The organism is Streptomyces sp. MAR4 CNX-425, assembly GCF_048656465.1.
Classification (GTDB): Bacteria; Actinomycetota; Actinomycetes; order Streptomycetales; family Streptomycetaceae; genus Streptomyces.
Window position 1 is genome coordinate 213,696 of the sequence record NZ_JBMDLF010000012.1, and the last position, 23,130, is coordinate 236,825.

A 23,130-nucleotide genomic window follows, 5' to 3' on the forward strand; every position below is an offset into this window, starting at 1 on the left:
AACGACCCGTCGCGAACGCAAGAAATGGTGCAAAAATGTAAGTCACTTGCGTTGTTCGGGCGACGGGGCGCCCCCTCCCCGTGACGACGCTGATGTTCCCAGCTCCGCACCCTGCGCACTCGCGACGACGTGGCTCTCGCGCAGGTCTGTCATGAGCACGCAAGTCGGTGGCGCGGTGCCGCGCATGGCAGAAGAGTCGGCGTCGCGACCGTAGACTAACCATGATCGTTCTGCAATTCTTCGATATCTCCACGCAATTAGCTAACTCACAGGTTGGACGGCCCGCATGAGAAAGCACCGTTCGAGACATCGGCCCACCGTCGCCGCCGTCGCCACCGGACTCCTGCTGTTCGGTCTGCCCGCCCTCCCCGCCGTCGCCGCAGCCGGCGACGCCGCCGCCGGACGGCCCGCCGCGGCCAGCGGCTCCGCGCCGGCGCACCCGGCCGGCCGGGTCACGGACGGCGACCAGGACACGTACTGGCAGAGCCGGGGCACGGGCCCGCACTGGGTGCAGACCGACCTCGGCCGGCCGGCGCGCGTCGACGAGGTCGTGCTCCAGCTGCCCGAGGGCGCCGCCGCCCGCAAGCAGACCTTCGCCGTACAGGGCAGCGCCGACGGCACGACGTTCCACACGCTGTCCGCCGAGGACACCCGCGCCTTCCGCCCCGCCGACGACCACACCGTCAGCGTCGCCTTCCCGGCGTCCCTGACCCGGTACGTGCGCGTGCAGTTCGCCGGCGCCACCGCCGACCGCCCCGCCCGCCTCGCCGAACTGGCCGTGCGCACCGCCGCCGGGGACGCGGGACGCAACCTCGCCGAGGACCGCCCCCTCCGGGCCAGCAGCCACACCGGCGATCGCACCGCGGACGACGCCGGCGACGGCGACCGCGACAGCTACTGGCAGAGCCGGAAGAGCAAGCGCGACCAGTGGATACGCACCGACCTCGGCGCCTCCGTCGGCATCAACGGCGCCGTGCTGAAGCTGCCCGCGGACAGCGGCGCCCGGGTGCAGAACCTCAAACTCCAGGGCAGCACCGACGGCCGGGAGTTCACCGACCTGACCGCCGCCCGCGACGTCGCCTTCGACGCGGCCGGCGACCACACCGCCACCCTGTCCTTCGACACCGCGGTCACCCGCCACGTACGCGTGCTGTTCACCGCCGGCTCCGGCCCCGCCCGGCTGGCGGAGCTGGAGGTCCACGGCCCGGCCGAGGGCGACACCGAGCCGCCCGGCGCCCCCCGCGACCTGACCCGCACCGCGCTGCCGGACGGCCGCGTCCGGCTCGACTGGCGGCCCCCGGACGGCGCCGGCGCCGCGGGCATCGCCGGCTACGACGTCTACGCCGACGGCCGGCTGCGCACCGCCGTCGCCGCCGACGCGACGACGTACGTCGACACCCCGGCCCGCGGCGAGCAGGTCACCTACCACGTACGCGCCCGGGACGGCGCGGACAACCAGTCGCCGGACAGCAACCGGGTGACCGCCGAGGCCCGCCCGGCCGCGGGCGCCGTCGCCGCCGAACCCGCCCCGCCCGCCCCCGGCGCCGCCGCGCGCGCGGCCGCCGCCGACCCCGACCTCGCGGCGGGCAAGCCGATCAGCGCCTCCTCCCACGTGTACGACTTCGTCGCCGCCAACGCCAACGACGGCGACCGCGCGACCTACTGGGAGGGCGGCGGCGGCAGCTACCCGAACACGCTGACCGTGGAACTCGGCGCCGGCGCCGACGTCAGCGGCGTCGTCGTCCAGCTCAACCCCGACCCGATCTGGGGCCCGCGCACCCAGACCTTCTCGGTCCTCGGCCGGGAGCAGGGAGCCGACTCCTTCACCACCCTGAAGCCCAGCGCCGAGTACGCCTTCGACCCGGCCACCGGCAACAGCGTGACCGTCCCGGTGACCGGCCGCGCCGCCGACGTACGGCTGTCGTTCACCGGCAACACCGGCGCCCCGGCCGGCCAGGTCGGCGAGCTCCAGGTCCTCGGCACCGCCGCGCCCAACCCGGACCTGGAGGTCACCGGCATCACCCACACCCCCGCCGACCCCGACGAGACCGACCCCGTCACGCTCTCCGCGACCGTGCACAACGCCGGCGAGGAGCCCGCGGCGGCCACCGGCCTCGACTTCCTCCTCGGCGGCGAGCCCGCCGGCAGCGCCGACGTCGGCGCGCTGGCCCCGGGCGCCACCCAGGCCGTGACCGCGGACGTCGGTGCGCACGACGCCGGCGAGTACGACCTGGCCGCGGCCGTCGACCCCGACGACACGGTCGTCGAACAGGACGAGGACAACAACGAGTACACCAGCCCCACCCCGCTCGTCGTCTCACCCGTGCAGAGCAGCGACCTCGTCGCCGCCTCGGTCGACCGGACGCCCAGCTCGCCGGCCGCCGGCGAGAACGTCGACTTCTCCGTCGCGCTGAAGAACCAGGGCACCCGGGACTCGGCGGGCGGCAGCCACGCCGTCACCCTCACCGTCCGCGACTCCGCCGGCGACCCGGTCGCCACCCTGGAGGGCGCCCACGACGGCGTCATCGCGGCCGGCGCCACCACCGACCCGGTCGGCCTCGGCGGCTGGACGGCGGCCAACGGCTCGTACACCGTCAAGGTGGAGGTCGCCGCCGACGTCAACGAGGTGCCGGTCAAGCGCGAGAACAACACCGCCACCGAGTCGCTGTTCGTCGGCCGCGGCGCCGACATGCCGTACGACATGTACGAGGCCGAGGACGCCGTCGTCGCCGGCGGCGCGCAGGTCGTCGGCCCGAACCGGACCATCGGCGACGTCGCGGGCGAGGCGTCCGGGCGGCGCGCGGTGACCCTCGACCAGACCGGGGACTCCGTGGAGTTCACCACCAGGGCCAGCACGAACACCCTGGTCACCCGGTTCTCCATCCCCGACGCCCCGGGCGGCGGCGGCATCTCCGCCACCCTCAACGTCTACGTCGACGGCACGTTCCACCAGACGCTCAGCCTCACCTCCAGGTACGCCTGGCTCTACGGCGCCGAGGCCAGCCCCGGCAACAACCCCGGCGCGGGCCCGGCGCGGCACATCTACGACGAGGCGAACCTGATGCTCGACGAGACCGTGCCCGCCGGCAGCAGGATCAAGCTCCAGAAGGACGCGGCCAACACCTCGCGGTACGCGATCGACTTCGTCAGCCTGGAGCAGGTCGCGCCGCAGGCGAACCCCGACCCCGCGGCGTACACCGTGCCCGCCGGCTTCGGGCACCAGGACGTCCAGGCCGCCCTGGACCGGGTCCGGATGGACACCACCGGCCGGCTCCAGGGCGTCTACCTGCCGCCCGGCGACTACGAGACGTCGAGCAAGTTCCAGGTGTACGGCGGGGCCGTGCAGGTCGTCGGCGCCGGACCCTGGTACACCCGCTTCCACGCCCCCACGGGCCAGCGGAACACCGACGTCGGCTTCCGCGCCGACGCCTCGGCGGCCGGCTCCGCCTTCCGCGGCTTCGCCTACTTCGGCAACTACGACACCCGCATCGACGGGCCCGGCAAGGTCTTCGACTTCCGACACGTCTCCGACATCACGATCGACGACATCTGGAACGAGCACATGGTGTGCCTCTACTGGGGGGCGAACACCGACAACGTCACCATCTCCGACTCCCGCATCCGCAACTCCTTCGCGGACGCCCTCAACATGACCAACGGCAGCACCGGCGCGCACGTCGTCAACAACGAGTCGCGCGCGACCGGCGACGACAGCTTCGCGCTCTTCTCCGCGATCGACGCGGGCGGCGCGGACATGCACGGCAACGTGTACGAGAACCTGACGTCCCTGCTGACCTGGCGGGCCGCGGGCATCGCCGTCTACGGCGGGTACGACAACACGTTCCGCAACATCCGCATCGCCGACACGCTCGTGTACTCCGGGATCACCGTCAGCTCGCTCGACTTCGGCTATCCGATGAACGGCTTCGGCACCGAACCGACGACCCTGGAGAACATCACCATCGAACGCTGCGGCGGCCACTTCTGGGGCGCGCAGACCTTCCCCGGCATCTGGCTCTTCTCCGCCTCGGAGGTCTTCCAGGGCATCCGCATCAACAACGTCGACATCAGCGACCCGACCTACTCCGGAATCATGTTCCAGACCAACTACGTGGGAGGCCGGCCGGAGCACCCCATCAAGGACACGATCCTCACCGACGTCACCATCACCGGCGCCCGCAAGAGCGGTGACGCCTACGACGCGAAGTCCGGCTTCGGCCTGTGGGCGAACGAGATGCCCGAGGCCGGTCAGGGCCCGGCCGTCGGCGAGGTGACGTTCCACGACCTGACCATGAGGAACAACGCGCAGGACATCAGGAACACGACGTCCACCTTCACCATCAACATCGAGCCCTGACCCGGCGCTCCCGGGCACGCGCCCCCGGCCGGAGCAGCCGCCGGCCGGGGGCCCCGGGCCCGCCGCGACACGCGCGGAGGGTCCCGGGACCGGACGGGCCCGTGCCCGGGTCCGACCGCGTACGCCGCGCCGGATGCCCGAACAGGCACGTTCCGGGCTGGCTGGATTCCGTCCCGCCGCCGGCGCATGGCTTCGCAACTGCTCTACTGACCCGTAGTCTTCTGTTCGGGCCCCGTTGTTCCCCCGGCAGCGGGGCCCCTGCCGTGCCCGGACCCGCGGCCGGCGCCATGTACGCCCCCGGCTAGTCCGGGGCCGCGACCAGCCGCCACAGGTGGTCGGCCGTGCCGTTGTCGTCGAACTGCACCACCTGCGCGCTGTTCTCCGTCGACATGCCGTCCACGCCGAGCACCTTGCCGCTGTGCTCGTTGCGGATGCGGAACCAGCCGTCCGCGTCGGCGACGATCCGCCACAGGTGGTCCGGCGTGCCGTTGTCCTCGTACTGCACGACGGGCGCGCTGTTCTCGGTGGACATGCCGTCGACGCCGAGGACCTTGCCGCTGTGCCCGTTGCGGATCAGCAGCAGCCCGTCGCCCCGTTCGAGCAGCTGCCAGGCGTGGTCGGACGTGCCGGAGTTGTCGAACTGGTGGACCCGGGCGCCGTTCGCCAGCGACATCCGGTCCACCGCCAGCACCTTGCCGCTGTGCTTGTTCTGCACCCGGTGGTACGGCGGCTCCGGCGTCCACGGCGTGCCGTCGGGGCCCGCCGTCGGGAACGCCGTGATCCGCAGCCGCGCCGCGCCCATCGGGATCAGCGTCACCGTCTCCGGCGCCGCCGTGCTCCGCGCCGGGCTCTGTTGCAGCGGCGCGACGACGCGCTGCCGGTCCGCGACCCACTCCGGCAGCCGGCGGGCGGGCGCGGTGATGCGCACCGGGGTGTGCTCGTGGGTGAACGGGTCGCCGGCCGGCGGGTCGTCGTCGCGGTGGAATTCGAGGCCCTCCGGGGCGTCGGGGGACAGGGCGCAGTTCCAGGGGGTAGTGGCGTGCACGGCCAGGTGCGGGAAGGCGTCGGTGCCGCCGGTGCGCTCGTACGACTCGCCGATGCGCAGCGAGTACGTCAGCGGCCCCCGGTCGACGCTCACCGCGCCGCCGCCCGCGTCCCACACCCGTACCGACGTGCGCTGCGGCAGCCGCAGCACGACGGTGTCGCCGCTCGCCCAGCTCCGCTTCACCCGGGCGAAGCCCGGCCCCGGCGCCGCCGCGACCGGCTTCCCGTTGACCGTGATCTCCGGCGCGTCGCACCAGCCGGGCACGCGCAGCCGCAGCGTGAAGGGCACCCGCTTGCCCGTGGTGACCCGCAGCGTCACCGTCTCGGTGAACGGGTAGCCGGTCTCCTCGGAGATCGTCACCTCCGTGCCGCGCACCCGGGTCCGCACCTCGCACGGCGCGTACATCGACGCCGCGAGCCCGCCGTCCGGGGTGGTCAGCCACAGCTCCTCGGTGAAGTACGGCCAGCCCATGCCGTAGTTGTGCGGGCAGCAGCGGTACTGGTCGACGCCCGGCTGGAACGACTGCATCGCGAAGCCGTTCTGGAACTGGCCGTCGTTCTTCGGCACATCGTCGAGGTCGACCGAGTTGGCGCTCGTGACGTAGTGCACGCCGCGCCCGTCCGGGTCGGTGGCGGCGGGCAGCAGGTTGAACGCCAGCTCCTCGCAGCGGTCGGCCCACAGCGGGTCGCCGGTGATCCGGGTCAGCAGCTCGTGGCTGGCCATGAACTCGACGATGCCGCAGGTCTCGAAGCCCTGCCGCGGGTCGCCGAAGCCGGGCCGGGCGTTCTCGTCGCCGGCGAAGCCGCCGCCGGGGAACTGCCCGTACGCCGCCATGATCCGCTCGTAGCCGCGGTACGTCGCCCCGGTCAGCGCCTCGCCACCGGCGCGCAGCGCGTACTGCGCGGGCTCCCGGAAGCCCTGCGCGACGTTGACGTTGTGCAGGTCCGGGAAGTTGTCGACCCAGTTCCCGCCCCACTCGTGCATCTTGTCCGTCAGCTCCAGCAGGAAGTCCTCGCCGGTGCGGGCGTGCGTCCAGTACGCGATGTCGATGCCGTCGCCCCACCGCTTGGACACCCAGCTGGAGTCGAACGCGCCCTTGCCCTGCGCGTTCATGAAGCGCAGGAAATCCAGCACGAAGGGCACGATCCGCTCGTCGCCGGTGAACTCCTCGTGGCTGCGCAGCGCCTGCAGCAGCGGCAGGTACGGCCAGAAGTCGGGGCCGCCGTTCAGCGCCGTGCGCAGCCGGGCCGGGCCGAAGAAGCCGTCGGGCTGCCCGGTGGCGAGGATGGCGTCGATCCAGCGGCGGGCGGTCGCCTGCGCCTCGGCGTCGCCGGTGAGCGCGGCGAGCGGGACGTAGCCGCGCAGCCAGTACGTGACCTCCTCCCAGCCGGCGCGGTCGGGGTGCACCCAGCCGGAGCCGTCGAAGTCGAGGAAGTGGGAGATCCGGTCGTAGCGGCCGAAGAGCCCGCCGAGGAGGGTGCGGAGCCGGCCGGCGAGCCAGCCGCGCGGGGTGACGCTGCCGAGCGGGAGCTTGCCGAAGGAGGCGGCGGCGTACGGGGTGCGGGGCGGCCGGCCGGCGGCGGCCCCGTGCGCGGGAGCGGTCAGGGCGGTGGCGCCGAGGGCGAGGGCGGAGGCGCCGGCGGCGGAGGCGTGCAGGAAGTGGCGGCGGTTCAGCGGAGGAGGCATGTCGGCTCCCTGGGGGCCTGGGGGTCCGGTCCTGGAAGGGGCCCGGGTGCTCGGGCACGCCGGGCGGCGGGCCCGCCCCGGACCCGGCCGCGGCGGGTGCCGCGGCCGGGGGCAGCCGGGGGCGGGCGGTCCGTCAGGAGGCGTCGCAGGTGAGGGTGCCGTTCTCGGCCCCCTCGATCAGCGCCTCGTGGGCGGCCCGGATGCGTTCCACATCCGGCTTGACGACCTTCCGGTCGTAGGTGAGCAGCCCGTTCAGCTCGCCCTCCAGATCGGTGATCTGGGTGTAGACGGCGCCGCTGCTGCCGTTGCAGGCGGCGAACCGCTCGATCTCGGCCAGCTTGATCAGGTACTCCTCGGTGTACGCCGCGCGGTCGACGCCCACGTAGGTGTGCCGCACCGGCCAGGCGTGGCCCGGGATGGCCAGCCCGAGGCCGCCGTACTCGCCGCTGACCAGCGCACGCGTGCCGTCGGGCTGGGGGAGCTGCGGGCTCGGGTAGCCGTGGGCGTCGGAGATGTCGCCGTTGCCGCCGTCGACCGCGCCGCAGCAGTTGTGGCCGCTCATGTTGTTGACCAGCCGGGTCGGGTCCAGCTCCTTGGCGTAGTCGGCGATCCGGGCCTGGTCGTACTGGCCCCAGCCCTCGTTGAAGGTCACCCACATGATCACCGAGGGGTAACTGTCGTGCTGTTCGATCATCTCCTTCAGTTCGAGCTCGAACTGGGTGCGGGCGCTCTGGGACGGCGTCTTGGTGTTCATCGACGGCATGTCCTGCCACACCAGCAGCCCCAGCCGGTCGGCGTGGTAGAACCACCGGTCCGGCTCGACCTTGATGTGCTTGCGCACGGAGTTGAAGCCCATCTCCTTGTGCGCTTCGAGGTCGAACCTCAGCGCCTCGTCGGTGGGCGCGGTGTGGATGCCCTCGGGCCAGAAGCCCTGGTCGAGGGTGGCCATGGAGAACACCGGCGCCCCGTTGAGCATCATGCGCCGCTGCCCGTCGACGGTCTCGACGCCCACGGTGCGCATGCCGAAGTAGCTCTCCACCTCGTCGGCCCGGCTCCCGTGGCCGACGGTGACCTCCAGGTCGTACAGGAACGGGTCGTCCGGCGACCACAGCCGGGGCTCGGGCACGGGCACGTCCAGCGCCTCGCCGGTCCGGCCGGTGACGGTGCCGACCTCGCGGTCGCCGGCGTACGCGGTCGCGGTGACCGGCAGCCCGTCGCGTACCCCGCGCACCTCGACGGCGGCCTGCTCACCGGCCACGTCCGGGGTGATGTCCAGGTCCCCGACGCGGTGCGTGGGCACCGGCTCCATCCACACCGACTGCCAGATGCCGGAGGAGGAGGTGTACCAGATGCCGCTGGGGGAGAGCCGCTGCTTGCCCATCGGCGGGTTCTCGCCGTCGGCGGAGTCGGTCGGGTCGTAGACCCCGACGACCAGCTCCTGCCTGCCGTGGCCGCGCAGCGCCTTGGTGACGTCGGCGCTGAAGCGGTCGTAGCCGCCCTTGTGGGACGCGACCTTCTCGCCGTTGACCCAGACGTCGGCCTTCCAGTCGACCGCGTCGAAGTTGAGCTGCAACCGCTCGCCGCGCTGGCCGACGCGCCAGTCGCGGGGCACGGTGAAGGTGCGCTTGTACCACATGCGCTCCTCGTGCCGCTGGACGCGGGACAGCTCGGACTCGACCGGGTACGGCACGACGATCTCCTCGTCGAGCGTGCGGCCGAACGGCGGGCGCTCGCCCTCCGTGGCGCCGGCGAACTGCCAGGTGCCGTTGAGGCTCTGCCAGTCCTCGCGGGTGAGCTGGGGGCGCGGGTACTCGGGCAGCGGGGCGTCCGGGTCGACGTCGTCGGCCCACTCGGTGCGCAGCTGGTACTCGGAGTCGTTCGTCCCCGAGGTCCAGAACTCGCCGACGGCCGCGCCGTCCGCGCCGGTCAGGCCGCCCTGCCCGTCGTAGCGCACGTCGGCGGAGCCGCCCTGGCCGACGACGGGCTCGTCGAGCGGGACGATCAGCCGGGAGGGGTCGGCGGGGTCGAGCTCGGCCGCGGAGCGCGGCCACTCGGCGCCGCCGATGACGGTCTCCAGGTGCTCGTCGAAGGCCGCCGGGGGAGCGGCGAGCGGCTGGGCGAAGTCCATGGTCAGGGTGCGGCCGTCGGGCTGCACGGCGACGTCGGTGGGGCCGTCGTACGCGAAGTCCCCGGGGAGCGAGAACGCGGACTGCGGGACGGCCTCCTTCTCTGCGCCCGGCTGCGTCCAGCGCAGGTGGAAGTTGGAGCCGCCGTAGTGCTCGAAGTACTCCACCTTGAGGTCGTAGGTGCGGCCCGCCTCCAGGGTCACGGGCTGCGAGGTCTGCTCGTTGTCCCAGTCGTCGACCCAGTGGTCGATGGTGAGTTCGCCGTTCACCCAGAGGCGGAAGCCGTTGTCGGCGCTGACGTGGAAGGTGTGCTCGCCGGAGACCTCGGGGGTGATCCCGCCGGTCCAGCGGACGCTGACGTCGTCGGCCTGGCCGGTGCGGCCCTCCAGCCGCGGCTCCAGGGTGTCGAAGTCCAGCGACGGGTCGAAGGCGGTGGCCTTCAGCTGGTCGAAGTCGAAGGCGCCGGGGGCGCTGTGGGTGTAGTACTCGCCTTTGAGACCGTGGACGTCGGCGGCTTCGGGGGAGTCGGCGGCCTGCCGGTCCGCGCCGGTGGCCGTGAAGCCCGGGCCGGCGGGCACCAGGGTCAGGGCCAGGGCGGCGAGAATGGGCGTCGGCCAGCGGAGTAGTCGCTGCCGTACGCGTCTGAGGGAGCGGTGCACGGGTACCTCCGGAAGTCGGAGAATGCGGGTGCTGGGTCTGCCCTTTGCCCCCGGGCGTCTTGTATAACGTTGGAAACAAGGGCAGTTGGCATGACAGCACGCCTCCTGCGTTGTGTCCAGTGCATGACCAAACGGCGTAGGAGGAACGCGGTGAGAGTCAGCCTCAAGGACGTGGCCGAGCGGGCGGGCGTGTCGGTGAAGACCGTCTCGAACGTGGTCAACAACTATCCGCACGTCACGCCGGCGATGCGGGCCCGGGTGCAGCAGGCCATCGACGAACTCGGCTACCGGCCCAACCTGACCGCCCGCCACCTGCGCAAAGGCCGGACGGGCATCATCGCGCTCGCCGTGCCCGAGCTGGGCAACCCCTACTTCGCCGAGCTGGCCGGCCACGTCATCGACGAGGCCGCTCGGCACGACTTCACCGTCCTGCTCGACCACACCCAGGGCCGGCGCGAGCTGGAGCTGCTGGTCTGCCAGGGCTTCCGGGCCCGGGTGATGGACGGGCTGATCCTCAGCCCGCTGGAGCTGGAGACCGAGGACCTGCGCGGCCGGGCCGAGGAGACCCCGCTGGTGCTCCTCGGCGAGCGGCGCTACGACCTGCCGTACGACCACATCGCCATCGACAACATCGCCGCCGCCCGGCAGGCGGTCGGTCATCTGCTGGACCTCGGGCGGCGCCGGATCGCGTTCCTCGGCGCCCGCGAGGATCACGCCCAGCAACCCGCCCACCTGCGACTTCTCGGCTGGCGGGCGGAGCTGGCGGACCGCGGCGTGCCGGTGGACGAGGCGCTGGTGGCCTACAGCGAGGGCTGGGAGTGGGCGGACGGCGCGGCCGCCATGGCGCGGCTGCTGGACTCCGGGCAGCGGCCGGACGCGGTCTTCGCGTACAACGACCTGATCGCCATCGGCGCGATGCGGGTGATGTCCGAGCGGGGGCTGCGGGTGCCGGAGGACGTGGCGGTCGTCGGTTTCGACGACATCACCGAGAGCCGGTACGGGGCCGTCACGCTGACCACCATCGCGCCGGACAAGCGGGCCATCGCCCGGCTCGCGGTGGAGTCGGTGGTCAAGCGTCTCGACGCCGCCCACGGCGACGGCAGCGCGCCGGAGTCGCAGGAGATGAACCCGGCGTTCTCGCTGGTCGAGCGGGAGAGTACGCGCGGTCGCACGAGCGGCTGACCCCTGCGGTACGGCCCCGCCCGGGCCCGCCCCGGGCGGGTGCCCCGGCCTGCCCGCCGCCGCCGTGACGGGTCGTCAACTCCCGTACGGGCCAGGGGCCGTGGCGATCCCCGCCGGACGAATCCGTGCTGCGGGAGGTGTTTACAGCTCCCTTCCAACGATGTAAAACATCCTCTGATTCCTCCGGTCCCGCGCAGCGGCCCGGCCCTCGTACTCCACCGCCCGAATCGGGGTATCACCATGAAGCCGCACGCCCGTACCGCCGCCAGAACCCTGCTCGCCGTCGCGCTCAGCGCGAGCCTCGCGCTCGCGGCCGGCTGCGCCAAGTCCGAGGACGACGAAGAGGGGACCACCGGCGCCGCCGGCTCCCAGGAGGCGCAGGGCAGCGAGCAGAAGGTCGCCGGCGGCTCGGGTCCGACCTGCACGATCGGCGACTACGGCGGCGAGAAGATCGACCTCGCCGACGCCACCGTCGGCTTCTCGCAGTCCGAGAAGGAGGCCAACCCCTTCCGCATCGCCGAGACCGCCTCGATCAAGGACGAGGCCGAGAAGCGCGGCGTGAAACTGCTCACCGCCAACGCCCAGTCGCAGTTCTCCAAGCAGATCAGCGACGTGCAGGCGCTCATCTCCAAGGGCGCCGACCTGCTGGTCATCGCCCCGCTGAACTCCGACGGCTGGGACCCGGTGCTGAAGTCCGCGGCGGACAAGAAGATCCCGATCGTCACCATCGACCGGAAGATCAACGCCGAGCCCTGCAAGGACTACGTGAGCTTCATCGGCTCCGACTTCACCGAGCAGGGCAGGCGGGCCGCCGACAAGATGATCGAGGCCACCGGCGGCAAGGGCGAGATCGCCATCCTGCTGGGGGCGCCGGGCAACAACGTCACCACCGAGCGCACCAAGGGCTTCAAGGACCGGATCGCCGAGAAGGCCCCGGACCTGGAGATCGTCTTCGAGCAGACCGGCGAGTTCGTCCGCGAGAAGGGCCAGCAGGTCACCGAGCAGCTCATCCAGTCCAACCCGGAGATCACCGGGATCTACGCCGAGAACGACGAGATGGGCCTCGGCGCCGTCACCGCCCTCAAGGGCGCCGGCAAGGAGCCCGGGGCGATCAAGATCGTCACCATCGACGGCACCCGCAACGCCGTCCAGGGCATCGTCGACGGCTGGATCGACGCCGTCATCGAGTCCAACCCGCGCTTCGGCCCGCTGGCCTTCGAGACCCTCGACGCCTTCACCCAGGGCGAGGAGGTCGGCCAGGACATCGTCATCGAGGACAGCGAGTACACCGCCGACAACGCCGAGGCCGACCTCGGCAAGGCGTACTGACCCCGATGGCCGCAGCGAACGAGCCGCCCCAGCAGCGCGAGCCGGACGGGTCCCCCGGGCCCGTCCGGCCCGCCGGCCCGCGCACCGCGGACGCCCCGGCCGGGCCGGCGGAGCGCCCCGCCGTCCTGACGGTACGCGGCCTGACCAAGCGCTTCCCCGGCGTCCTCGCCCTCGACGGCGTCGACTTCACCGCCCGGGCCGGCGAGGTGCACGCCCTCGTCGGCGAGAACGGCGCCGGCAAGTCCACCCTCATCAAGGTCCTCACCGGCGTCTACCAGCCCGACGAGGGCGAGCTGACCTACCGCGGCGAGCGGGCCGCCTTCGCCACCCCGCTCGCCGCCCAGCAGGCCGGCATCTCGACCATCTACCAGGAGGTCAACCTCATCCCGCTGATGAGCGTGGCCCGCAACCTCCTCCTCGGCCGGGAGCCGCGCCGCCGCGGCGGCCTCATCGACTTCGGCCGCATGCACCGGGAGTCCGAGCGCATGCTCCTCGACTACGGCGTCCGCGTCGACGTCCGCCGCCCCCTCGCCGAACTCGGCGTCGGCGCCCAGCAGATGGTCGCCCTTGCCCGCGCCGTCTCCGCGTCCGGCCGCACCGACGTCGTCGTCATGGACGAACCCACGTCCTCCCTCGAACCCCGCGAGGTCGACACCCTCTTCGGCGTCATCGGCCGGCTGCGCGCCGAGGGCGTCGCCGTCGTCTACGTCAGCCACCGCCTCGACGAGCTGTACGCGGTCTGCGACGCCGTCACCGTGCTGCGCGACGGCCGCCTGGTGCACACCGGCCCGCTCGCCGGCCTCGACCGGCTCCGGCTGGTCTCCCTCATGCTCGGGCGGGAGGCGGGGGAGGTGAGTGCCGAGGGCACGACCAAGTTCTCCGGCGGCCGTCACGACGGCCGGGCCGGGGAGCCGGTGCTGCGCGCCGAGGGCCTGACGCGCCGGCACGAGCTGCACGACGTCTCCCTCGACATCCGCCCCGGCGAGGTCGTCGGCCTCGGCGGACTCCTCGGCTCCGGCCGGACCGAGACCGCCAAGGCCGTCGCCGGCGCCCTCCCGCTGTCCGCCGGCCGCGTCACCGTCGCGGGCGCGCCCGTACGCACAGGCTCCACGCCCGCCGCGATCCGCGCCGGCATCAGCCTGCTGCCCGAGGACCGCAAGTCGGAGGGCATCGTGCCGGGCCTCTCGGTCCGCGAGAACATCGCGCTGGCCGCGCTGCCGCGCATGTCCCGCTACGGGCTGGTCTCCGAGTCCCGCATCGACGCGGTCGTCGAGACGTTCGTCAGCCGGCTGCGCATCAAGGCCGCGAGCCCGCACCAGAAGGTCGGCGAGCTGTCCGGCGGCAACCAGCAGAAGGTGCTGCTGGCCCGCTGGCTCGCCATGCAGCCCCGGGTGCTGCTGCTGGACGAGCCGACGCGCGGCATCGACGTCGGCGCCAAGGCCGAGGTGCAGAAGCTCGTCGACGAACTCGCCGAGGACGGCCTCGGCGTGCTGCTGATCTCCTCCGACGTGGAGGAGCTGATCGAGGGGTCCGACCGCGTGGTGGTGCTCAGGGACGGCGCCGTCGTCGGCGAGCTGACCGGCGACGACGTCACCGAGGACAGGCTCATGGAGGCCATCGCGGCCGCGGCGGGGCCGGGCGGGGACCCGGCGCCCGGTGCCGCGGCCGCGACCGGCGGCACGAAGGAGAGCGGCCATGGCTGACCTCACGCTGCGGCGCGCGCTGCCCGCCGACCGCGAGCGGTTGCTGCGCTGGCTCCAGGAGTACGGCGTCTACGCCGGCGTCGCCGCCCTGCTGCTGGTCAACATCGCCTTCACCCCGCACTTCCTGTCCACCGAGAACTTCCGCACCCAGGCCGTCCAGGTCGCCCCCGTCGTCATCGTCGCGCTCGGCATGGCGCTGGCCATCGGCAGCGAGGGCGTCGACCTGTCCGTCGGCTCGGTCATGGCCCTGTCCACCTCGCTGCTCGCGCTCTACCTGGGGTACGGGCCGTGGGTCGCGCTGATCGTCGCGGTCGCCGGCGGCGCCGCGGTGGGCCTGGTGAACGGCTCGCTCATCGCGTACATCGGGGTCCAGCCGATCGTCGCCACGCTCGCGCTGATGGTCGGCGCGCGCGGCCTGGCGCTGGTGCTGCTGCCGCAGCTGGAGGACATCCGCGACCCGGGCATGGCCACCCTCGGCTCCGGGGAGTTCGCCGGCGTGCCGTACGTGGTGCTGATCGCGGCGGCGCTCGCGGTCGTCGTCGGCTTCGTCGTACGCCGCACCACCTTCGGGCGGCAGCTGCTCGCCATCGGCGACAGCCGCCCGGCGGCGAAGCTCGCGGGCCTCCCGGTGCGCCGGGTGCTGATCGTCGTGTACGTCGCCTCCGGCGTGCTCGCCGCCGTCGCCGGCTTCCTGGCCACGGCCCGGCTGTCGGCCAGCGACCCCACCTCGCTGGGCAACCTGATGGAGCTGTCCGCCATCACCGCGGTGGTGGTCGGAGGCACGCCGCTGACCGGCGGCCGGGTCCGCATCGGCGGCACCGTGGCCGGCGCGGTGCTGATCCAGCTGCTGACGGCCACCCTGATCAAACACGACCTGGAGCCGTCGTGGACGCAGATCGCCCAGGCCGTAGTGATCATCCTCGCCGTGTACGCCGCAAGGGAGAGGGGAAAGCGGTGACCGCCGTGAAAGACGCCACCGCCGACGAAGGGCTCGTCGCGTACGACGCCGGCGAGCCCGCCGGCTCCGGGCGCGGCGAGCGGCTCAGCGCGCTCGCACAGCAGCACGGCGCGCTCGTCGCGCTGATCGCCCTCGTCGCCGTCGCCTCGCTGTCGTTCGACTCCTTCGCCACCACCGGCAACTTCGAGAACATGGCGGTCTCCTCCGCCTTCCTCGCCATCGTCGCCCTCGGCATGACCTTCGTCATCGTCACCGGCGGCATCGACCTCTCCGTGGGCTCGGTGTTCGTGCTCGGCGGCGTGCTCGCCGCCTGGGGCTCGCGCCACGGCACCGTCGTGGCGCTGCTCCTGCCGCTCGCCGTCTGCGGGCTCGTCGGCCTGGTCAACGGGCTGCTCATCGCCCGGCTGCGGCTCGCGCCGTTCATCGTCACGCTCGCCGCCATGCTCGGCGCCCGCGGCGTGATGCTGGCGATCACCGACGAGGGCGCCAACACCTACCTCGTCGCCGACGGCTCGTTCTTCGCCGACCTCGGCCAGGGCAAGCTGCTCGGCGTCGGCGTCCCCGTGTGGATCACCGCCGCGCTGTTCGTCGCCGGCGGCGTCGTCCTCCGGCGCACCCGCTTCGGCCAGCACGTCTACGCCGTCGGCGGCAACGAGGACGCCGCCGCGCTGATGGGCGCGCCCGTGGCCCGTACCAAGACCCTGGTCTACACCCTCAACGGGCTGCTCGCCGGCTTCGCCGGAGCGCTGAACGCCGCCTGGCTCGACTCCGGGGTGACCATCCTCGGCTTCGGCATGGAGCTGGAGGCGATCGCCGCCGTCGTCATCGGCGGCACGCTGCTCTCCGGCGGGATGGGCTTCGTCGGCGGCTCGCTCGTCGGCGTGCTGCTGCTGAAGGTGATCCAGAACGTCATCAACCAGATCGGCTCCCTCGACTCCGCCTACCAGCAGGTCGTCAGCGGCGGCTTCCTCGTGGTGGTCGTCGTCGCGCAGACCTGGCTCGCCCGGCAGCGCCGGGCCCCCTGACCGGCCGCCGGGTGACCGGGCGGGTCGGCCCGGCGGCCGTACGGCGGCCGGTCGCGGTTCCCGAGCCGCGGCCGGCCGTCGGCACCGGTCTGGACCACTGCCGCCGCGCAGTTCCGCGGCACCCCGGCTGACGTGCAACTTTCGTTGCCATGGGAGGGATTGACGGCCGCCCGGGCAAGTCGGTACCCCTGATACGCACCGCACGCGCCTATCCTCGTCCCTCCCCCCAGCTGAGGAGCACCGTTGCCTGCCACCCCCGCCACACGCCCACGTGTGAACCCGCGAAGACGACCCTGGGCGACGGCGGCCGTCGCCGCCGCGCTGCTGCTGCCGCTGACCTCGGCGGCCCTCCCGGACGCCGGCGCCGCCGCCGACGACGAGGCCGGCGCGGCGGCGCCCGCGACGCGGCAGGCCGCGTACGCCGCGGCGGCCGAGGAGTACGGCGTGCCGGAGAGCGTGCTGCTCGGCGTGTCGTACCTGGAGTCCCGCTGGGACACCCACGCCGGCGAGCCGAGCACCGACGCCGGCTTCGGGCCCATGCACCTGACCGACGCGCCCACCGTCCTCGCCGAGGACCACCACGGCGGCACCGCCGAGGACCCCCGCGGCGACACCGGCCGGCCCCTCGGCGACGAGGAGTTCGGCCCCGCCCTCACCACGCTGTACGAGGCAGCCGAGCTGACCGGCACCGACGCGGAGACGCTGCGCGCGAAGCCGGGCGCGAACATCGCCGGCGGCGCCGCGCTGCTGGCCGCCTACCAGGAGGACCTGGGCGCGCCGGCCTCGGCCGACCCCGCCGACTGGTACGGCGCGGTCGCGAAGTACGCGGGCGCCGCGTACGAGCAGGACGCGCGGACGTTCGCCGACGAGGTGTACGCCACCCTCCGCAGCGGCGCCGCCCGCACCACCGACGACGGCCACGCCGTCCGGCTCGCCGCCGACCCGTCCCTGGCGCCGCGCGAGCGGTGGCTCGGCGAACTCGGCCTGCCGCGGCTGGCGGGCGAGGACGTCGAGTGCCCCGAGCGGCTCGGCTGCGAGTGGATCCCGGCGACGTACCGGCAGACGAACCCCGACAACCCCGGGGCGTACGTCAACCACGACAAGGCGAACCGGCCGCACGACCAGAAGATCGAGTACATCGTCGTCCACGACACCGAGGGCCGCTACCCCGGCGTCATCAACATGGTCCAGGACCCGAACCGGGCGGCCAGCTGGCAGTACACGCTGCGCAGCTCCGACGGCCACATCGCGCAGCACATCAAGCACAAGGACGTCGCCTGGCAGGCCGGCAACTGGAACATCAACGCCGAGTCCATCGGGCTGGAGCACGAGGGCTTCGCCAAGGACCAGGGCACCTGGTACACCGAGGCGATGATGCGCAGCTCGGCCACCCTGGTGCGCTACCTGGCGGCGAAGTACGACATCCCGCTGGACCGCACGCACATCATCGGCCACGACAACGTGCCCGGCACCACCACGGCCAACATCCCCGGCATGCACTGGGACCCCGGCCCGTACTGGGACTGGGAGCACTACTTCACGCTGCTGCGGGCGCCGCTGCGCAGCCCGGGCGGGTTCACGAAGTCGATGGTGCTGATCAAGCCGGACTTCGAGGACAACCGGCCGCGGTTCACCGGGTGCAGCTACGAGCCGGGCTCGGACCCCCGGGAGCCGTGCCCGCTCGCGCCCTCGTCGTCGGTGATCCTGCACGCGCGGCCCGACGCCGACTCTCCGCTGCTCGTGGACATCGGCCTGCACCCCGACGGCCGGGCGTCCGACATGCACGTCTCCGACATCGGCAGCCGGGCCTCGGCCGGGCAGCGGTACGTCGTCGCGGACCGCCGGGGCGACTGGGTGGCGATCTGGTACCACGGGCTGAAGGGCTGGTTCCACAACCCGCGGGGCGAGCGGGTCGCCGAGTTCACCGCCGGGAAGATCGTCACGCCCAAGCGGGGCAAGGAGTCGGTGCCGGTCTACGGCCGGGCGTACCCGGAGGAGGCGGCGTACCCGCCGGAGATCCCGTACCAGCCGATCTCCCCGCACCCGTACGAGTTCAAGGCCGGCCAGGCGTACTCCTACGGCGGCACGGTCCCCGGCGAGTACTACCGCGCCGTGACCTTCGACGGCTCCGGCCCGGGCGACCGCACGGTGGTCCGCGGTGAGACGAAGTACCACATCGTCCAGATCGGGCACCGCATCGGCTTCGTCAAGGCCGAGGACGTGAACGTGCGCTGGGTCTTCTGACCCGTACGCGCCGCGGCGCCGCCGGTCCGATCCCGGCGGCGCCGTTCGCGTGCCCGCGGCGGCGTGCGCGCGGGCGCGTCAGTCGCAGTCCATCCGGTCGCCGGGGGCGACCCGGCCCGTCCAGTCGAAGCCGCCGCGCGGGCCCCGCTCGTCGGCCGGCGCCAGCTTCTTGTCCTGCTCCATCCGGTCGAACAGCGCGCGCGCCCGCGCCTCGTTCCACTTCACCGCGGAGCCCCACTCGCCGGCCGGGTGGCTGATGCTCTCCAGCGGCACGGTGGCGAACTCCACGTTCCGCAGCTTCAGCCGGCGCGCCTGCCAGGCCAGCGCGAGCATGTCGGCCACGCTCGTCCCGGGTCCCGGGCGCAGCCCCCGCGCGACCTCGCCGACCAGCGCGTCCAGCCTCTCCGGGGCCGCGAGCGTGCCCGCGGCCAGGTGCCGGCCGGCGATGCCGGCGACCAGGCGCTGCTGCCTGCGCACCCGGTCGATGTCGCCGTGGCCGCTGTGCCGGGTGCGGACGTACTTCAGCGCCCCGCCGCCGTCGAGGCGGTGGCGGCCGGGCGTCAGATCGATGCCGGAGTGCTCGTCCCGCATCCGCTCCTTCGTGCACACGGTCGCGCCGCCGAGTGCGTCGACCGCCCGTACGAACCCCTTGAAACGCGCCTGGAGATAGTGGTCGATGTCCAGCCCGGTGGCGCGCTCCACGGTGCGCGTCAGCAGGCCGGGACCGCCGTGCCGCAGCGCCGCGTTGAGCTTTCCGGAGTGGACGCGGGCGGCGCCGTCGCCGTCGTCGTGCCGGGCGAAGGGCACGTAGGAGTCGCGGGGCAGGCTCACGACGGCCGCCCGCTCGCCGTCGGCGGACAGGTGGACGACCATGATCACGTCGGCGCACCGGCAGGCCGCGCCGCCCGCGTGCCAGCGGCGCTTGTCCGCCGCGGTCAGCCCGGCGCGCGAGTCGCTGCCGACGACGAGGATGTGGGTGCCGCCGGGGTCGGCCCGGGGCGCGGTGCCGAGCGCCCAGGCGTAGCCGGAGCCGGCGAGCACGGCCAGGCAGGCGCCGCCGGCGAGGGTGCGGGTCGGCGGGGAGAGCGCCATCGGAGTCCTTCCCGGTGGGGTGCGGAACACCGGATGCTACGGCCCGGAATGCCCCGGTATGCCGGTTGCGGTGGCCGTGTCCCGTCCCGGGCCACCCGGTCGACGTAGACGGCCGGCCGCCGTCCGCGTCGTGGATGCCGCATTGCGCCGCGCGCCGATCATGGGTTCTAATTGCGAACTGTTCGCAATAACGGTCGGCTTTCAACAGGGGAGTGGGCATGTCAGTCCGCGGCATACGCGCAGCGGTCTCGGTCACGGCGGCAGCGGCGGTGCTCGCGGGAGCCGCCGCCTGCTCGAACCCGGACGCCGACGACGACTCCGGCGCCTCCGGCGGCGACGGCACCGCCGTGGTCCTCGGCGTCGCCAACGAGCCCGACACCCTCAGCCCGCTCCTCGGCTACGGCAAGGACGGCAACTCCAAGCTCTTCGACGGACTCCTCGCCCGCAACGCCGACATGGAGCTGCGCCCCGCACTCGCCCGCGCCCTGCCCGAGATCACCGCCGACGGCACCACCTACACGTACCGGCTCCGCGACGGCGTGACGTTCAGCGACGGCGAGCCCCTCACCGCCGCCGACGTCGTCTTCACCTACGAGACCATCCTCGACCCCGGCACCAACAACGTCTCCAAGGGAGACCTGCAAGCCGTCGAGAGCGTCGAGGCACAGGGCGAGGACACGGTCGTCTTCCACCTGAAGTACCCCTACGCCCCCTTCGCCGAGCGCACCGTGCTGCCCATCGTGCCCGAGCACGTCGCCGGCAAGGGCGACGTCAACACCGGCGCGTTCAACACCGAACCCGTCGGCACCGGCCCGTACGTCCTCGACAGCTGGCGCAAGGGCGAGAAGCTCACCTTCTCCGCCAACCCCGACTACTGGGGCGGCGCGCCGCAGGTGAAGAAGCTCACCATGGCGATCATCGCCGACGACGACATCCGCGCCACCCGGCTGCGCTCCGGCGACCTCGACGGCGCCATCCTGCCGCCCAACCTCGCCAAGACGTTCGCCGAGGACGACGACAAGCAGACCCTCGCCGCCACCACCGCCGACCACCGCGCCGTCACCCTGCCCACCGGCAACCCCGTCACCGGCGACGTCGCCATCCGCCGCGCCCTCGACGTGGCCGTCGACCGCGACACCATGGTCGACAAGCTGCTGGAGGGCCGCGGCAAGGCCGCGTACGGGCCCGTGCCCACCGACAGCGAGTGGTTCGCGAAGGGCACCGAGCGCCGGTACGACCCGGAGCGGGCCGAGCGGATCCTCGACGACGCCGGCTGGCGCGTCGGCGACGACGGCATCCGGGAGAAGGACGGGCAGCGCGCCTCGTTCACCCTCTACTACCCCTCCGGCGACAAGCTCCGCCAGGAGCACGCCCTCGCCTTCGCCGGCGATGCCAAGAAGGTCGGCATCGAGGCCACGGTGGAGAGCGGCACCTGGGAGGTCATCGAGCCGCGGATGGCCGAGGACGCCGTGCTCGCGGGCGGCGGCAGCCCCGCCGACCCCGACTTCGACCTCTACCCGATGCTCTACTCGAAGCTGGCCGGGCAGGGCTTCAACAACATGGCCTCGTACACGAACCCGGACGTCGACGCCGCCCTCGTCGAGGGCCGGGAGAGCGGCGAGAAGGCCGAGCGCAAGCGGGCGTACGACAGGGTGCAGCAGGAGCTGAAGGACAACCCCGGCTACATCTTCCTCACCCACATCGACCACATCTACGTCCTCGCCGACACCTGGCGCGGCCTGACCACCCAGGTCGAGCCGCACGAGCACGGCTTCGGCAGCGGGCCCTGGTGGAACGTCGAGAGCTGGCAGCCCGCGCCGTGACCGGGCTGCCGCTGGCCCCGATGGCGCGGATGGCCGGGCGGCGGCTGCTGTACGCCGTCCCCGTGCTGCTGGCCGTCACCTTCGGGGTGTTCGCCATCGCCGCCGCCTCGCCGTTCGACCCGGTGAAGGCGTACGCGGGCACCGCCGGCTTCAGCGCCTCCCAGGAGGCGCTGGACCAGCTCCGCGACAGCCTCGGCGCCGACGACCCGTTCGTCACCCGCTGGTGGGACTGGCTGACCGCCGCGGTCACCGGCGACCTCGGCGAGTCGACCAGCATGCGCCAGCCCGTCGCCGACGTCATCGGCGAGCGCATCGGCTGGACGGTGCTGCTGTGCACGGTCGCGTTCGCCGTCGCCATCGTCGGCGGCACGCTGCTCGGCGTCCTCGCCGCCCGCCGCGGCGGCGGGATGCTCGACCGGGCCGTCACCTCCGCCGCGTACGCCCTGGAGGCCGCGCCGCCGTTCTGGCTCGGGCTGCTCGCCGTCTGGCTGTTCGCGCTCCAGCTCGACGCGCTGCCGGCCGGCGGGCTCACCGACACCGGCACGGACGTCGTCACCTTCGGGCAGGTCGCCGAGCACGTGGCGCTGCCGGCGGCGGTGCTCGCCGTCTCGCAGATGCCGTGGTTCGTGCTCTACGTCCGCCAGGGTGTCGGCGACGCCCTGGACGAGGACCCCGTGCGCGGCGCCCGCTCCCGCGGGCTCGCCGAGCGCACCGTGCTGCTGGGGCACGCGCTGCGCTCCGGGCTGCTGCCCGTGGCCACGCTGGTCGGCACCCGGGTGCCGGAGCTGATCACCGGCGCGCTGCTCGTCGAGACCGTCTTCAGCTGGCCCGGCATCGCCGCCGCCACCGTCGAGGCCGCCACGTCCGTGGACTTCCCGCTGCTCGCCGCGCTGACGGTGCTGGCGACGGCGGCGGTCCTCGTCGGCAACCTGCTGTCGGACCTGCTGTACGGGCTCGCCGACCCGAGGGTGGGATTCGATGGCTGACACCCCGCGGACGCTGAAGAAGCCGGGCCCGCCCGGCGGCCCCCCGGACCCCGCCCGCTGGCGCACCCGCGGCACCGGCCGCACGTCGGTCCGTACGCTGCGCGTCCGCACCTCCGCCGCGGTCGTCGCCCTCGCCGTCCTCGCCGTGCTCGTCGTGCCGCCGCTGGTCCAGCTCGACCAGCAGGCCGTCGACATCGGCAACAAGCTCGCCGCGCCGTCCCTCTCCCACCTCTTCGGCACCGACGACCTCGGCCGCGACGTGCTGCTCCGCTGCGTCTACGGGCTGCGTGTCTCGCTGCTCGTCGGCGTGGTCGCCGCGCTCGTCGCCACCGTCGTCGGCACCGCCGTCGGGGCGCTGGCCGGCGCGCTCGGCGGGCACGTCGACCGGGCCGTGATGCGGCTCGTGGACGTCTTCGCCTCCGTACCGCACCTGCTGCTCGGCATCTTCATCGTCGCCCTCTTCCAGCCCGGCGTCTGGCCCGTCGTCGCCTCCGTGGGCCTGACCCACTGGGTGTCGACCTGCCGCATCGTGCGCGCGGAAGTGCTGTCGCTGCGCGGTCGGCCGTTCGTGGACGCCGCCGTCTCCGGCGGTGCCTCGCGCACCCGGGTCGCGGTCCGCCACCTCGTGCCCGGCGTGCTGCCGCAGGCCGGGCTCGCGGCGGTGCTGATGGTGCCGCACGCCATCTGGCACGAGTCGGCGCTGTCCTTCCTCGGCCTCGGGCTGCCGCCGCACCAGGCGAGCCTGGGCGCGATGGTGCAGGGCGCGCGGGGCGCGCTGCTGGCGGGGGACTGGTGGCCCACCCTCTTCCCGGGCCTGTTCATCATCATCCCGACCCTCGCCGTCGCGGGCCTCGCGGGCGCGTGGCGGGAGCGGCTGAACCCGCGCCGCAGATCGGAGCTGACGCTGTGACGGAC

General features: G+C 73.2%; 13 protein-coding genes. 10 read left to right on the forward strand and 3 right to left on the reverse strand.

The window, feature by feature from the left end; all coding sequences use genetic code 11:
* Nucleotides 1-286 precede the first annotated feature (286 nt).
* Nucleotides 287-4,357 (forward strand): discoidin domain-containing protein, encoded by a 4,071-nt coding sequence (locus ACHZ99_RS28945; protein WP_420307745.1) that lies wholly within the window; start codon nucleotides 287-289, stop codon nucleotides 4,355-4,357.
* A 301-nt stretch (nucleotides 4,358-4,658) separates the two neighbouring features.
* On the opposite strand, the gene ACHZ99_RS28950 is transcribed toward ACHZ99_RS28945, so the two are convergent.
* Nucleotides 4,659-7,088, reverse strand: a complete 2,430-nt coding sequence (locus ACHZ99_RS28950) for an RICIN domain-containing protein (RefSeq protein ID WP_420307746.1) — start codon at nucleotides 7,086-7,088, stop codon at nucleotides 4,659-4,661.
* 133 nt (nucleotides 7,089-7,221) lie between these two features.
* Nucleotides 7,222-9,792 carry a PA14 domain-containing protein gene (locus ACHZ99_RS28955; RefSeq protein ID WP_420307784.1) on the reverse strand — a complete coding sequence of 857 codons (2,571 nt, stop codon included), beginning with the start codon at nucleotides 9,790-9,792 and terminating at the stop codon, nucleotides 7,222-7,224.
* A gap of 231 nt (nucleotides 9,793-10,023) precedes the next feature.
* On the opposite strand from ACHZ99_RS28955, the gene ACHZ99_RS28960 reads away from it, so the two are divergent.
* The 6 genes from ACHZ99_RS28960 to ACHZ99_RS28985 all read left to right on the forward strand — a co-directional run bounded on the left by ACHZ99_RS28960 (nucleotide 10,024) and on the right by ACHZ99_RS28985 (nucleotide 18,314).
* A complete protein-coding gene (locus tag ACHZ99_RS28960) occupies nucleotides 10,024-11,055 on the forward strand; it encodes a LacI family DNA-binding transcriptional regulator (RefSeq protein ID WP_420307747.1) in 1,032 nt (343 codons plus the stop codon).
* 240 nt (nucleotides 11,056-11,295) lie between these two features.
* Nucleotides 11,296-12,384, forward strand: coding sequence for an ABC transporter substrate-binding protein (locus ACHZ99_RS28965; protein WP_420307748.1), 1,089 nt, complete (start codon nucleotides 11,296-11,298; stop codon nucleotides 12,382-12,384).
* A gap of 5 nt (nucleotides 12,385-12,389) precedes the next feature.
* Nucleotides 12,390-14,087 carry a sugar ABC transporter ATP-binding protein gene (locus ACHZ99_RS28970; RefSeq protein WP_420307750.1) on the forward strand — a complete coding sequence of 566 codons (1,698 nt, stop codon included), beginning with the start codon at nucleotides 12,390-12,392 and terminating at the stop codon, nucleotides 14,085-14,087.
* Nucleotides 14,080-15,045: an ABC transporter permease gene (locus ACHZ99_RS28975; RefSeq protein WP_420307751.1), complete on the forward strand. Its 966-nt coding sequence runs from the start codon at nucleotides 14,080-14,082 to the stop codon at nucleotides 15,043-15,045. Before ACHZ99_RS28970 ends, ACHZ99_RS28975 begins: the two co-directional genes overlap by 8 nt.
* Nucleotides 15,042-16,070, forward strand: coding sequence for an ABC transporter permease (locus ACHZ99_RS28980; protein ID WP_420307752.1), 1,029 nt, complete (start codon nucleotides 15,042-15,044; stop codon nucleotides 16,068-16,070). Before ACHZ99_RS28975 ends, ACHZ99_RS28980 begins: the two co-directional genes overlap by 4 nt.
* A 243-nt stretch (nucleotides 16,071-16,313) precedes the next feature.
* Nucleotides 16,314-18,314 carry an N-acetylmuramoyl-L-alanine amidase gene (locus ACHZ99_RS28985; protein ID WP_420307753.1) on the forward strand — a complete coding sequence of 667 codons (2,001 nt, stop codon included), beginning with the start codon at nucleotides 16,314-16,316 and terminating at the stop codon, nucleotides 18,312-18,314.
* 78 nt (nucleotides 18,315-18,392) lie between these two features.
* On the opposite strand, the gene ACHZ99_RS28990 is transcribed toward ACHZ99_RS28985, so the two are convergent.
* A complete protein-coding gene (locus ACHZ99_RS28990; RefSeq protein WP_420307754.1) occupies nucleotides 18,393-19,406 on the reverse strand; it encodes an LCP family protein in 1,014 nt (337 codons plus the stop codon).
* A gap of 218 nt (nucleotides 19,407-19,624) precedes the next feature.
* On the opposite strand from ACHZ99_RS28990, the gene ACHZ99_RS28995 reads away from it, so the two are divergent.
* The 3 genes from ACHZ99_RS28995 to ACHZ99_RS29005 are packed head-to-tail and all read left to right on the forward strand — an operon-like array spanning nucleotide 19,625 to nucleotide 23,125.
* Nucleotides 19,625-21,229, forward strand: coding sequence for an ABC transporter substrate-binding protein (locus ACHZ99_RS28995; protein WP_420307755.1), 1,605 nt, complete (start codon nucleotides 19,625-19,627; stop codon nucleotides 21,227-21,229).
* 20 nt (nucleotides 21,230-21,249) lie between these two features.
* On the forward strand, nucleotides 21,250-22,215 hold the full coding sequence (locus ACHZ99_RS29000) for an ABC transporter permease (RefSeq protein ID WP_420307785.1): 966 nt from the start codon (nucleotides 21,250-21,252) through the stop codon (nucleotides 22,213-22,215).
* A complete protein-coding gene (locus ACHZ99_RS29005) occupies nucleotides 22,208-23,125 on the forward strand; it encodes an ABC transporter permease (protein WP_420307756.1) in 918 nt (305 codons plus the stop codon). The genes ACHZ99_RS29000 and ACHZ99_RS29005 overlap by 8 nt, the downstream gene beginning before the upstream one ends.
* Nucleotides 23,126-23,130 lie beyond the last annotated feature (5 nt).